The sequence below is a fragment of the Terriglobia bacterium genome (assembly GCA_020072645.1).
Lineage (GTDB): Bacteria > Acidobacteriota > Terriglobia > Terriglobales > Acidobacteriaceae > Angelobacter.
The window spans coordinates 37,494-50,678 of record JAIQGK010000018.1 but is presented as its reverse complement, the minus strand read 5'-3'; the positions used below and the strand labels follow the sequence as shown (position 1 = coordinate 50,678).

General features: G+C 55.6%; 13 protein-coding genes. 10 read left to right on the top strand and 3 right to left on the bottom strand.

Annotation, left to right across the window (positions count from 1 at the left end; translation table 11 throughout):
* The first annotated feature begins 150 nt into the window (after positions 1 to 150).
* The 5 genes from LAO76_23535 (at position 151) to LAO76_23515 (ending at position 3,372) form a co-directional block, all read left to right on the top strand.
* On the top strand, positions 151 to 828 hold the full coding sequence (locus tag LAO76_23535) for a phosphoribosyltransferase (protein ID MBZ5493904.1): 678 nt from the start codon (positions 151 to 153) through the stop codon (positions 826 to 828).
* Positions 825 to 1,535, top strand: coding sequence for a dienelactone hydrolase family protein (locus tag LAO76_23530; GenBank protein ID MBZ5493903.1), 711 nt, complete (start codon positions 825 to 827; stop codon positions 1,533 to 1,535). Before LAO76_23535 ends, LAO76_23530 begins: the two co-directional genes overlap by 4 nt.
* 89 nt (positions 1,536 to 1,624) lie before the next feature.
* Positions 1,625 to 2,089 carry a universal stress protein gene (locus tag LAO76_23525; GenBank protein ID MBZ5493902.1) on the top strand — a complete coding sequence of 155 codons (465 nt, stop codon included), beginning with the start codon at positions 1,625 to 1,627 and terminating at the stop codon, positions 2,087 to 2,089.
* A gap of 104 nt (positions 2,090 to 2,193) precedes the next feature.
* Entirely contained in the window at positions 2,194 to 3,066 is an 873-nt protein-coding gene (locus tag LAO76_23520) for a hypothetical protein (GenBank protein MBZ5493901.1), read from the top strand.
* 108 nt (positions 3,067 to 3,174) lie between these two features.
* Positions 3,175 to 3,372, top strand: a complete 198-nt coding sequence (locus tag LAO76_23515) for a hypothetical protein (protein MBZ5493900.1) — start codon at positions 3,175 to 3,177, stop codon at positions 3,370 to 3,372.
* 11 nt (positions 3,373 to 3,383) lie between these two features.
* On the opposite strand, the gene LAO76_23510 is transcribed toward LAO76_23515, so the two are convergent.
* Complete coding sequence (locus tag LAO76_23510; protein MBZ5493899.1) at positions 3,384 to 4,340, bottom strand: hypothetical protein; 957 nt, start codon at positions 4,338 to 4,340, stop codon at positions 3,384 to 3,386.
* Positions 4,341 to 4,494: 154 nt separating this feature from the next.
* On the opposite strand from LAO76_23510, the gene LAO76_23505 reads away from it, so the two are divergent.
* On the top strand, positions 4,495 to 5,748 hold the full coding sequence (locus tag LAO76_23505; GenBank protein MBZ5493898.1) for a saccharopine dehydrogenase NADP-binding domain-containing protein: 1,254 nt from the start codon (positions 4,495 to 4,497) through the stop codon (positions 5,746 to 5,748).
* Between the two features lie 28 nt (positions 5,749 to 5,776).
* Entirely contained in the window at positions 5,777 to 7,249 is a 1,473-nt protein-coding gene (locus tag LAO76_23500) for a CoA-acylating methylmalonate-semialdehyde dehydrogenase (GenBank protein ID MBZ5493897.1), read from the top strand.
* 37 nt (positions 7,250 to 7,286) lie between these two features.
* On the opposite strand, the gene LAO76_23495 is transcribed toward LAO76_23500, so the two are convergent.
* Positions 7,287 to 8,480: a hypothetical protein gene (locus LAO76_23495; GenBank protein ID MBZ5493896.1), complete on the bottom strand. Its 1,194-nt coding sequence runs from the start codon at positions 8,478 to 8,480 to the stop codon at positions 7,287 to 7,289.
* Between the two features lie 254 nt (positions 8,481 to 8,734).
* On the opposite strand from LAO76_23495, the gene LAO76_23490 reads away from it, so the two are divergent.
* The 3 genes from LAO76_23490 to bshA all read left to right on the top strand — a co-directional run bounded on the left by LAO76_23490 (position 8,735) and on the right by bshA (position 11,842).
* Positions 8,735 to 9,745, top strand: coding sequence for a fumarylacetoacetate hydrolase family protein (locus tag LAO76_23490; GenBank protein MBZ5493895.1), 1,011 nt, complete (start codon positions 8,735 to 8,737; stop codon positions 9,743 to 9,745).
* A gap of 11 nt (positions 9,746 to 9,756) precedes the next feature.
* Entirely contained in the window at positions 9,757 to 10,548 is a 792-nt protein-coding gene (locus LAO76_23485) for an alpha/beta hydrolase (protein ID MBZ5493894.1), read from the top strand.
* 145 nt (positions 10,549 to 10,693) lie between these two features.
* Positions 10,694 to 11,842, top strand: coding sequence for an N-acetyl-alpha-D-glucosaminyl L-malate synthase BshA (gene bshA, locus LAO76_23480; protein ID MBZ5493893.1), 1,149 nt, complete (start codon positions 10,694 to 10,696; stop codon positions 11,840 to 11,842).
* Here the strand turns inward: bshA and LAO76_23475 are convergent.
* The gene (locus tag LAO76_23475; GenBank protein ID MBZ5493892.1) at positions 11,812 to 13,170 is read right to left on the bottom strand and encodes a histidine kinase; all 1,359 of its coding nucleotides are present in this window, start codon (positions 13,168 to 13,170) and stop codon (positions 11,812 to 11,814) included. The two genes, bshA and LAO76_23475, sit on opposite strands and share 31 nt — an antisense overlap.
* Positions 13,171 to 13,185: the final 15 nt, after the last annotated feature.

Here is a 13,185-nt window from a genome sequence, read left to right as displayed (position 1 = left end):
GCATTCTCCTGCGACGAACAATATAAGGGGCACCCTGCAATACATTTGTCCGCTCTGAGAAATCAGCAATATTCTGCTTTGCCAAAGAATGTGACCTGCGTCATAGACAGCAAGACTGCTGAATGCCATGGTCTTAGAAGAGGCACATATATGTTTGTTAACAGAGTTGACGCAGGCCGGCAGTTGGCTACGAAGCTGGCTCGCTATGCAAATCGTGAAGACGTGCTGGTGTTGGGCATTCCAAGAGGTGGAGTACCGGTGGCATTCAAGGTCGCCGAGGCCATCCGTGCACCGCTGGACATTCTGCTCGTACGAAAGCTTGGCGTTCCGGGCGAACGAGAGCTCGCCATGGGAGCGATTGCCAGTGGCGGGGCCCGCATTCTCAATCGGCGCTTGATCTATCAACTGGGGGTTACTGAAGACCAGGTGGCAGAAACAATTGCGGATCAGGAAGCTGAGCTGCAACGGCGAGAGGAGCTGTACCGTGGCGTCAGGTCCGGTGTCCCTGTCCAGGGTAAGACCATCATTCTTGTTGACGACGGTATCGCCACGGGATCGAGCATGCTCGCGGGGATTGAAGCTTTGCGAACGCTGCGACCGAAAAAAATCGTGGTCGCAGTGCCGGTAGCGCCGACGCACGCTGATGCAGACTTCCGCGGTGTTGCCGATGAATTCATTTGCCTGGACCAGCCTGAGGAGTTCTACGGTATTGGCCAGTTCTACAAAGACTTCTCACAAGTAGACGACCTGGAAGTTCGAGCATTGCTTGAGACTTCAGCCAGAAATCCTTCAGGTGCAAGTAAGCCAAAAGAAAGAGGCGCCGCATGACAACCACGACTCGAGGACAACATGAGGCGGATACGCCAGTCTGTATCCCAATCGAAAACATGAATCTTCAGGGCGATCTTCACCTGCCATTGAATCCTCTGGGAGTAGTCATTTTTGTCCATGGCAGCGGCAGCAGCCGGTTCAGTCCGCGAAACCGTTTTGTGGCTGAGGAACTCAACAAACAAGGCTTTGCCACCTTGCTGCTGGACCTTTTAACAGAAGAAGAAAACAGAATCGATACCGAGACAATGGAGTTCCGGTTCAATATTCCGCTGCTGGCCAGCCGTTCAACTCTGGCAACTGCGTGGGTGCATGGCCAGCCCGGTCTGAGCCGCTTGCCGATCGGCTTGTTTGGGGCAAGTACCGGGGCTGCTGCAGCACTGATTACGGCTGCTGAGATGAAGCAGCAGGTAGCTGCCGTGGTATCTCGCGGCGGCCGCCCTGATCTGGCGGAAGATTTTTTGCCGCAAGTGGATGCTCCCACACTGCTGATCGTAGGCGGAGAGGACAATACTGTTCTTGCCCTGAATAAAAAGGCCATGGCGCAGATGCACTGCGTCGCAAAATTGCACGTCGTGCCTGGAGCGACGCACCTGTTTGAAGAGCCCGGAGCACTTGAGCAGGTTGTCACTGTGGTTTCTCAATGGTTCGCCCGCTACATGCGCGCCGGAGTTTCGAATAGAAGGCAACGCGCGGCAGGAGAATAGCCAGCTAAACCGCCCGGACCAATAGCTGTGACCCGCGTCACTGTGACGGCGCGGGCATCAGCGGAGACTTGTGAAAGCAGGAGGTTACTATGACGAATAAAGTTCTTGTTGCGATCGACGATACCGGGCTCTCTGAATTGGTGGTGGACTCGTTATCTACGAAGATGCAGCCTGACCAGACCAACGTGCTGGTCCTGCAGGTTGTAGAGCCTTTTATTTACACGGCCCCGCCGCAGATGGCTCCTGGATACCAGCCAGAGTTGGAGGCCCGACGGAAAGATCGCAAGGAACTGGCTAAACGCAGCGTTGATTCTGCAGTGGATGTCCTCCGCAAAGCGGGGTTCCAGGTGACCTCACAGGTGGTTGAGAGCGAAATCAAAGAGGGAATCCTCAATACGGCTTCAGAATGGGCGGCCGATCTGATCGTGGTGACCTCACACACTCGCAAGGGAGTGGCAAAGTTCTTTCATCGCAGCGTAGCTGAAGGAATCGTTCACAAAGCGCCCTGCTCTGTGCTGGTACTAAAAGAGTTATCCGGCAAGGCAGCAGCGTAAGCCGGCCAGCGGGTGAAAGTGCGAAGGCGGACGGCGAACCCTGTGCAACGCTGGAAGTAGGATTGAAAGACCGCGAGCATATACGAGCATGTATAAGAATGTAGATGTCCTCAACGCACAGCTTCTTGCTTCCGGTCCAACAGCCCTTTGACTGGGAATCCTTGCTCGCATTCTTGCGATTGCGCGCGACCCCCGGCGTGGAAGTTGTCACGGACTCTGCCTATACCAGGACAATCACCGACGGCGCTGCGGCGCAGACTTTTTCCGCGACGTACGACTCCAAAGCAGCGGCTTTGCAGGTTGCATATTCCGGCGAGGCCAGCGCGCAGATTCCGGTCGCTGACCGCGCAAAGCAGATATTCAAGCCGGATGTGGACGCCGTGCCGATCGAAAAATTCCTTAGTTGCGACGCGTGGCTCAGCGGCTTTGTAAAAAGGCAGGCCGGATTGCGAGTGCCCGGCGGATGGTCGGCTTTGGAAATTGCCATGCGCGCGATACTGGGCCAGCAGGTTTCAGTGCCTGCGGCAACCACGTTGATGGGGCGCTTGGTGCGCGCCGCCGGAACCCGTTTGGATGAATCGTCCTGGCTTTTTCCGACAGCGGAACAGATAGCGCAATCGAATCTTGGCGGTTTGGGAGTTCCCGGCAGCCGAATGGAAACGGTGAAAACGCTGGCTGCATTTTTTTCGGAATATGGCGAACAATGTCTTGAACACGCCGATATAAAAGATCGTTTGCTGGCGCTGAAAGGAATAGGGAAGTGGACAGCCGGTTATATTCTGATGCGAACCGCCAACGGTCATGACCATTGGCCTGAAGGCGACCTGATTTTGCGCAAAGCTTTAAGCAATGGCCAAGCCATGATCGCGCATGCGGCGCTGGAGCAGGCTTTTAGCCGCTGGAGTCCGTATCGCAGCTACGCAACCATCCACATCTGGAAAGGATATGCGCCTCGCGCGATGAGCGGCAAAGCATGAATCGCTCGGGCTTCGAATCAAAGCGCGTGGGGATCGATGCGCATGGGATAATGAAGGTAACAACCATAGTCAACTGGCAACGGCTCGTTCGTTAAGGAGGTACTTGCAATGGAACCTAAAAGCGATGCACCAAAGGGCGGCGACCAGCCTCTCTCAGAACCGATACAGCACATTACAGGCGCTCATCAACTGTTGACGTCGCTGAGTGAAAAGTTCGGCGCAATCCATCCGGAATTGAATGAGGCAATCACCAAACTGGAACTTGCGCTGAGTGCCCTGACGGTGAATACCGGCGGAATGTTTTAGCGGTCGGTGGGCTATTTACTTGAGCCCTTCCTTGCTGTGGTTTTCATCTTCAGCTTGTTGAAATCCACCATATAAACATTCAGCCCAAAAGACGGCGTGGTCTTGCTGTACCCGGCCACAAGCTGGTCCTTATAGCGGTCCAAGTAAAAGTCAAATGGGTCTTTGGGCGCAGGATCGATCAGCACAAGATCGGTATCTGACATCAGCAGCTTTCCAAATTGCAGCTTGTTGCCGCGATACGCCATATAGTTCTGCTGCGGGACCTTGATCCACGGATATTTTTTGGGCTCGCCAAAAATCTGGACGATGTTGTTGCCATCCAGATGAATGTCAGTGATCTTTCCGGAAATCTTTGGAGGAGGAAGAATCTCTCCGGGATCAAGAATCAGGTCGTCCTTTTCCACCTGCACGCCGCGCACCTTGCCGTTCTTGATCAAGTCGGCGATGTCAATTCCGAACAGATCCATCAATCCTTTCACCGGCAGATGCAGCGCTTTGATCTTTTCCGCGTGCAGACGGATCTTGCCGTCGGCGGTGGCGCTGAGCTGGCCTACCGTCTCAAAGCCGATATCGCCTTTCCTGTGTAGCTTGCCCTTCACCTTCAGGCGGCCATTTTCAACGGTGATAGCAATGTCTTTGAGCGGCGCGTCTTTGGCAGAGAAGACATGTGAGTTCAAGACATTCGCGAGTGATTGCGGGTCCATCGTCATTTCAGCGGCCGCAATCTGCAGTTCGAAAGAATTCTTGTCGTCGAAAACCGGTATGTGGCCGGCCGACGTGGGCACCAGCTTGCCGCCAACATTGATCAGGTGCACGGCTATCTGGTCAGTGAAGTGATACATCACGTTGTGCATCTGGACTTTTACGGCGCCGCCGTCCTGCGATTTATTCGGATTTTCCTGCCCATGGCCGATCCCGATGGAAACCGCACAGCCCAATATGAGTAGCACCCAAGCGACTTTCTTCATGATGAATAGGAGTCTGGAATTGGCTTTTGGGTTGGTAAGTAGCTGCTGAAGCCGGTGCATGAAGTGTGTCTGGCCGCAACCAGAATGGTGAACTCGCCGCCAGGATGATAGGCTGTTCCGCAAACCTTGCAGCTAACCATCAAGGACACTCACTATGCCTGAGCGGAAATACGACGTTGTGCTCTACGGGGCCAGCGGCTTTACCGGTCGCCAGACCGTGGAATACTTTGCCCGCAATGCCGGGTCTGATGTCCGCTGGGCCATCGCTGGACGCAACCGCCAGACGCTTGAGGCAGCGCGTACTCAGGCGGGCGAGAACGCCAAGTCGATCGACATCCTAGTGGCGGACGCGCAAGACCAGCAGGCCGTGGACGCCATTGTGTCGCAGACGCGCATCCTGCTAACCACCGCCGGGCCGTTCTCTCTTTATGGAAGCAAGATCGTGGATGCCTGCGTGCGCTTCAAGACGCACTATGTTGACATCACCGGAGAAACCTTCTGGGTACGCGACCTGATTGACCGCTATCACGCTCGCGCTGCTGCCGATGGAACGCGGATCATCCCGTGCTGCGGCTTCGATTCCATTCCTTCTGACATCGGGACATATCTGGTGGCGCGCCATATCAAAAGCAAGCTGCGTGTTGACTGCCGCGAAGTGAAGTCTTTTTACCAGATACGCGGCGGGCTCAATGGCGGAACGTTCGCTTCGGCCTCAAACGCGCAAGCTTCCGGACATTCAGCGCGGATGCAGGAGCCTTTTCTGCTCAATCCGCCGACAGCAAACGCCAAAGAAGCAAGCAAGCTTGATCAAGACCCGCGAGACGCCCGCTTCGACGCTGAGATGGGCGCATGGCACACGCCTTTCATCATGGGAGTGGCCAATACACGGGTTGTCCGCCGCAGCGCTGGGCTGTTTGAGCAATGGCGTGAACCCTACGGACGGGAATTTCATTATCAGGAATACCAGAAAATCACCGGCCCAATGCCGCGTCTCAAATCGTACGGCATGCTCATGGCTCTGGGCATGCTGCAAGCCACGCTGAAATCGTCTGTTGGGAGACGATTCTTAACGCGCCTGGCTCCCAAGCCCGGTCAGGGCCCATCGCAAAAAACAATGGACAACGGCTTCTTCCGTTGTGATCTAGTGGGAATCGCCGCTGATGGCCGAAAGGTTTTTGGAATCGTTTCCGATCAGGGCGACCCCGGCAATCGGGCGACCGTAAAATTTCTTTGTGAATCGGCGCTCTGCCTGGCGTTGAATGCAGACCAGCTTCCCGGCGGACAGCAACGCGGCGGAGTACTTACACCTGCCACGGGACTGGGCGATGTTCTGGTCGAACGCCTGCGCAAGGCGGGTATGCGGCTGGAAACATCGGAGCAAGGCCCGTTCAATGGCGCTGCGGTGTAAAATTTAGATACATCCAGTGAGGTTTCTAATGACGCCCAGCGCAACCGCCACCGAACTGAAATCCTGTCCGCTCTACATCAATGGAAAGGCCGTGATTTCTACCGGCCCAAAGGACATCCAGCACAATCCCGCAACGGGAGAAGCGGTGGCTGAGATTCCGCGCTGTACCCCGGAAGAAATCTCCGACGCCATTGACGCGGCGCACAAGGCGTTTCCCGCATGGAGCAAAACGCCGGTGGTGCAGCGCTGCAAGGTGCTGTTTAAGCTTCGCGAGCTGCTGGAGGCGAATGCGCAGGAACTGGTCGGATTGATCACGGAAGAAAATGGCAAGACGCGTGAAGAAGCGCAGGGATCGTTTGATCGCGGCATTGAATGCATTGAGTTTGCCTGCGGCGCGCCAACTCTCATGATGGGCGATACGGTGGATCGCGTTGGCACGTCCGTCGATAGCTGGTCAACTCGATATCCCATTGGCGTGTGCGTAGGCATTACGCCGTTTAACTTCCCCATCATGGTTCCGTTGTGGATGTTTCCGCTGGCCATTGCCTGCGGCAACACTTTTGTCCTGAAGCCCTCTGACAAAGTTCCGCGCACGGCCGCGCGCATGGTTGAACTGGCGCAGGAAGCCGGAATGCCGCCCGGCGTGCTGAATCTGGTGCACGGCGCAAAGAGCACGGTTGACCAGTTGCTGACTGATCCGCGCGTGCGGGCTGTGTCATTCGTCGGCTCCAGCGCGGTGGCTAAATACATTTATGAAACCGCGGCCAACAACGGCAAGCGCGTGCAGGCGCTGGGCGGAGCAAAAAACCATTCCGTCGTACTGCCGGATGCCGATATGAAATCAACCGTTGCGGCCGTGATGGGCTCAGGCTTTGGTTGCGCGGGCGAACGCTGCCTTGCGACGAGCGTTGTAGTTGCCGTAGGAGAAATCGGCGATCCACTGGTAAAAGAACTGGTTCGCGCCGCTGACAACCTGACCGTGGGCAACGGCTGCGACCTGAAGACCGGAATGGGGCCGGTGATCACCGACGAATCGAAGAAGCGCATTCTCAGTTATATCGAGCTGGGAGAAAAAGAAGGCGCGGTGCTGGCGCGCGATGGCCGCAAAGATCCCGTCGCCAATGGCAAAGGCTATTTCGTGGGACCGACCATTCTGGACAAAGTGAATCCCGAGTCGCGCCTGGCCAAAGAAGAAATTTTTGGTCCGGTGCTTTCAGTGATTCGTGCGAAGGACCTCAAAGAAGCGATCGATGTTGTGAGCCGGTCTGAGTACGGCAATGCCGCATCGGTCTTCACCCGCTCCGGCGGCGCAGCGCGGCATTTCACGCAGAACGTTACTGCCGGAATGGTGGGAATCAACGTGGGCGTGCCTGCGCCCGTGGCATTCTTTCCGTTCTCAGGATGGAAAGGCTCATTCTTCGGCGACCTGCATGCGCTGGGCAAAGACGGCGTGAATTTCTATACGGAAACCAAGGTCGTGACGTGCCGCTGGCCGGACTAAAACAGAGTGTGCCGGGCCTGCCCTGGGAACTCAGGGGTTATTTCTTGTCTTTGTGCTCGTCGGGTGCGACGGTAATCCATTCTGCATCGAGCTGCTTGGGACGCAAGCGGGTCTCATTGAAAAAGAAAGTACCGCCGACGAAGGAATAGTCACGTTCAAAAAATCTCGTTCGATAGGAATATCCAGGCAAATATATAGCGCGGGCAGGGTACAAAATCGCGCTGAGCGGGACCTTTCTTCCCCCAATTTCAATCGATTCAAATTGCACGCCGATTTGGATGGAATCGAAGGGGCCATTCCAGGATTTAACCGTCCGCAAGCGGCCATGCAGAAGGGCGCCTGCCGGCGCGATTATCTGTTTCTTCTCACGCATGGGACTTGTGAGTATTGCTTCGATCGGGTCGCCGGCCGCTGCTGTTTCAATTTCCAGGGGCGTCGTAACGTGGGCGTTGAAACGCAATCCTGCGGGAAGCGCCGTGGGAGCCTCCGGCGTCGGCGTGGTCGCGACCGAACCTGCAACAGTTGGTTCATTACCGAAAATCATCTTTATGGTACTGGCGTATTCGCGGCAATTTGCGTAGGTGGTCTGGCTCATTGACTCAGCACCGGTAGCGTTGATGGTAAAAAGCCGCGTTTCCTGCGGGACCAAGACCATGCGTTGGTGGATTGGGGTACGCTGGTAAGTGACCTCACTCGTCGCCTGGCAGGCGGAGCTCACTGAAGGTAACTCATCCGTGCGCACGACCAGCTGTACCAGATCATTGGCTTGAGGATCCAACAGAAGTGTGCCGCCATAACCGATGACCGCCCAGCCATCCGGAACCTTCACTCTGTAGCTGCTTTGGCCAATGGGCATTTCATATGAGTACTCAAACAGGAGACTGCCATTGACAACGCGCTCTCCCTGGAAAACCGGAACCGCATGGTTCAGGATCCCGTTTAGAAAAACGCCAAAGTCTCCGCTGCCCAGTGGTCCGGAGCCAGCCAGCTTGTCCAGCGTATCATCGGTAAACCGTGGCGCGCCGACCCATGAATAGACGCTGCTTCCCTCCACCAGAGCAACTTCCAGGCGCAAACGGTCCCAACCTTCTACTGGTAACTTCTTTTTACGCGCATTGTGCTCTGAAATCAGGGAGGAACAGGATGGCCGAACAAACTGGTGTTTCCCCTCATAGTAAGTCCGCGTAATAGTCTGCACACAGGTGTAGCGGGGCATCCGTTTAAGATCCATTAGCAACCGCTCCCTGGTACGCTGCAGAATTTCTACAGGATCAGGCTTTGACTGAGCTAAACCGCACAAGGTTACAGCTAACATTGCTGCAAGGACAAAACGTGAATGCCTCAAGAGGAATGGAACTCCTTACCAATCACCAATCGATTGCCATTATAGCGTCAGCCTGATGGCTCACGAACTTTCCTCACATGGTGGTCTCTGGGACGAACTGACATGTATTATTGTTTTCACCCCGAAGGGAGCGTTGAACTATGGAGCGCAGAAAAGTGTTGCAGGGAGCGGGTGCAATTGCGGCCGTGGCCGCCACAGGAGGCTTTACCATGGCGCATGCTGGCGTGAGCGCAGACGAAGGACACAGGCGCGGTATGGCGCAGAAGCTCACTGTATTAAACCTTCGTCGTAATGGCGCGTATGAGCTGGCGGTCAAGACCGATAAGGGCATTCTGGTCGTACCGGAAGCCGCGAAGCTGCTGAAGATGCATGCGCCTGCAACCGTTGATGATCTGCTCCAGCATGAAGATGGTCCCAGCCTGAATGCGCTGGTGGATGCTGCGCTGAAATCCAGTTCGGCGCATTCGGCGTTCGTCAAAGAGGATGGCATTGAGTATGGACCGGTGGTGGTGCATCCGGAAAAGATTGTTTGTGTGGGGCTGAATTACCGCAAGCATGCGCAGGAGATCGGGTCGCCGATTCCGAAAGCGCCTGTGCTGTTCAATAAGTTCAACGTCGCGCTGAATCATCACAAGGGCACGGTCAAGCTGCCGGTGGAGTACGCCAAAAAATTCGATTACGAGTGTGAGCTGGTGATGGTGATCGGCAAGGAAGCGAAAAACGTTAGCGAAGCCGACGCGCTTTCCTACGTAGCCGGATACTGCACCGGCAATGACTTTACGGCCCGCGACCTGCAACTTGAGACCGGCGGTCAATGGATGATCGGCAAGACGCCTGACCAGTTTGCGCCTATCGGGCCGTATATGGTCACGGCTGACCAGATCAATCCTGACAACTTGAAGCTGGAAACGCGGGTCAACGGTGAAACGCGGCAGTCGTCCAATACCAGCGACTTCATCTTTAACAGCAGACAGATGGTCAGCTATATCTCTCGCTATATCACGCTGCGCCCGGGCGACATTATTTTTACCGGAACACCGGAAGGCGTGATCCAGGGCAAGCCAAAAGACCAGCAGGTCTGGTTGAAGCCCGGAGATAAAATCGCATGCAGTCTGGAGAAGCTGGGCGAACTGACGTTTGATCTGATGTAACAGGAGACTTAATGGCGTTTCTTCAAAACCAGGGCGCGAAGATTTACTGGGACGAACAGGGAAGCGGCGATCCCATTTTGCTCATCATGGGGCTTGGCTATCCGTCCTACCTGTGGCATCGCACGCGGCCCACGCTGACGAAACGCTATCGGACGATCGCGCTCGACAATCGCGGTACCGGCCAGAGTGACGTGCCTCCGGGACCATACTCCATTGCGCTAATGGCTTCCGACGCTGCGGCCGCACTCGACGCGGCAGGAGTCGAGCGTGCACATGTCTTTGGCCTTTCGATGGGCGGGATGATTGCGCAGGAGTTCGTACTGCAGTATCCCGCGCGCGTTCGATCACTGATTCTGGGATGCACCGCGCCAGGTGGCCCTAACGCCGTACGGGCAGAGAAGCGCGTTAACGAGATTCTGATGGGCATCGGTCTGGGGCCAGAGGAACATGCCCGCGCCATGCGGCCTTATGTTTATGATTCTTCCACTCCGCTGGAGCGGATTGAAGAAGACCTGGCGATCCGCCGCCAATGGTTTCCCAAACCAGAGGCTTACAAGGCGCAGTTGCAGGGTATTTACGAATGGGAAGCATACAGCCGATTGCACAAAATCGTGGCGCCAACTCTGGTCATCCACGGTGAGACGGACCAACTGGTGCCGGTTGGCAATGCCGATCTGATTTCCGCGCGGATCAATGGATCGCAACTGGTGAAGCTGCCGCACGCCAGCCATATCTTTGTCACCGATCAGCCGGAAGCTTCGTTGAAGGCGATCATGGGATTTCTTGGCAGCCAATCTGCGTGAAACGCCCGGACAGCTTGAATAAGTGTCGTGGGACATTATTAATAGGCAGTGCGAGCCATCGTCTCAGCCTTGTTTCGTCCGTTCGATGAAACATTTGTGAATCCTGTTATCTTCAGCTGAATCAATTCATGGGCGATATAACTAAATGAAGATAGGAATAACTTGTTATCCCACCTACGGCGGCAGCGGAGTTGTGGGCACGGAACTCGGCATTGAGCTGGCGCAGCGTGGCCATGAAGTGCATTTCATCGCTTACCAGCAGCCCATCCGCCTGAATACCAAGCAGCCCCGCGTGTTCTTTCATGAAGTCACGGTGTCGCAGTATCCGCTGTTTGAATATCCGCCGTATGACTTGGCGCTGGCCACGCGGATGGCGGAAGTGGCGGAAATCTATAACCTCGATATTCTGCACGTGCACTATGCGATTCCGCATTCTGTCAGTGCATTGCTCGCGCGACAAATGCTGGCGGCCCAGACCAACGGCAAGGCGCGCAAGCTGCCGTTTGTGACCACCCTCCACGGCACCGATATCACGATTGTGGGCGCTGACCGTTCCTATCTTCCGGTGACGCGTTATTCGATTGAGCAGAGCGACGGCGTGACCGCCATCTCGCATTACCTGAAGCAGCGTACGGTGCAGGAATTCGAGATCAAGAATCCGATTGAAGTGATCTACAATTTTGTGAACTGTGACATCTATACGCGCGATCCCAAGGCGGCTGAGAATCGTGCTGAATTCGCGGGAAAAGACGAGCGCATTCTGGTGCACGTGTCGAATTTCAGGCCAGTCAAGCGGATTTGCGACGTGATTGAGATCTTTGATCGCGTGCACAAGAAAATTCCCTCGCGGCTGCTGCTGATGGGCGATGGACCGGAGCGCTCACGCGCGGAGTGGCTGGTAAACCAGAAAGGCCTGCGCAATCGCGTGGAGTTTCTGGGCAAGGTGGACCGCGTTTATGAAAAGCTCTCCATTGCCGACCTGATGCTGGTGCCCAGCGAGATGGAATCTTTTGGACTGGCTGCGCTGGAAGGCATGGCCTGCGAAGTTCCTGCTGTAGCGACCTCCGTTGGGGGCGTTGCGGAAGTGGTTGACCATGAGCGCAGCGGCTATCTGGCCGAGGTAGGCGATGTGGAAACGATGTCACGCTATGCGATTGATATTCTTTCTGACGAAAAACGCTTGCGCGAGATGGGAAAGATAGCGCGATGGGAAGCGCAGACAAGGTTCTGCTCCACCAAGATCATTCCGGAATATGAAAGGTTCTACGAGCGCGTGTTGGAGCGCGCGGCATAGATTGCGGCGGCAGCGCCCGGAGCGGACTGTTCCGTGTCGAGCACAGGCATTTCCAGCATCACGAGGGTTCCGTGGCCGTCGCGGCTTTGCACGGTGAGCTTGCCTTCATCGCCAAACAAAACATGCAATCGTTCCGCGACGTTGACCATGCCGATGCCGCGGCCTGAGCCCATTTGTTCTGCGGCCACCGCCGGCGGCGCGCTCATGCCCACACCGTCATCTTCCACCTGGATCATCAATTTGTTGTCCTGAATGCGGCTGCGGATGGTGATGCTTCCGCCATCGACCTTGGGAGCAAGGCCGTGCTTAATGCAGTTTTCCACCAGCGGCTGCAACAGGATTGCGGGGATCACAATGTCCAGCGTTTCAGGATCAAGATGCTTATAGACGCGAAGCTTGTCGCGGCCAAAGCGTACGACCTCAATATCAAGATAGTCGTCCACAAATTCAATCTCATCGCGGAGCTGCACAAATTCATCATGCTTGCCCAGCAGGCGGCGCAGTATTTTAGAAAGCTTCAAGATCAGTTCGCGCGCGCGGTCGGGATCAAAGCGCACCAGCGACGACACCGAGTTCAGCGTGTTGAAGAGAAAATGCGGATTGATCTGGCTTTGCAGCGCGTCAAGGCGTGCTTCAAGAAGCAGGCGCTCCTGCTCTTCCAGCTTCATCTCAATGCGCGTTAAATTCCAGATCTTGATCGGAATGGCGATGGTTGCCACCGTGGCGGCAACGACTGCCAGCAAAGCTACTGGACTATTAATGGAAAGAGCCCAAATCTCTTTGGGCAAGGCGTAATGCAACTCCAGGCGCGCAGCCTGAAGGGCGATGATCATCAGGAAAAATGCTGTCTGCCAGTCGATGCGCGGACGGCTCAGGTTGCGCTTTACCCATCGGTACACGCTTAGGTCGATGAATGGAGAGAACGTCCAAATCTCTTCTTCATTGCGGCAGAAGTGGCGCAACGATCCGGCCAGCATTCCTGCACCCGCATTTACGGGCAGCGTGAGCCATTCACCGTGAAAGAGCGCAGGGATTGCCATGATGGACCCGCCCAGAGTCCCGGCGACGCGACCGCCCAAAACGCCGACGAGAATCGCAGCTTCAAAGCCGAGATCGGCGCACTGGAAGTTTTTCACGCGAAAGCGAAAATAGACACCAAGCGCAAAGGGAATGCAGGTAAAGAGAACAAAGAGGATGTTGCGTTCGCGGGAGCGTCTGCGGGCAAACAGCAGCTTCTTGAACTCATGGGAGCGTCCCAGCGCGCTGGCCACAGCCGTGGCTACGCCCAGTTTGAGCAGAAGCTGTATAAGCAGATACTCAAGGTCCACAAAGCTATTCTTGCA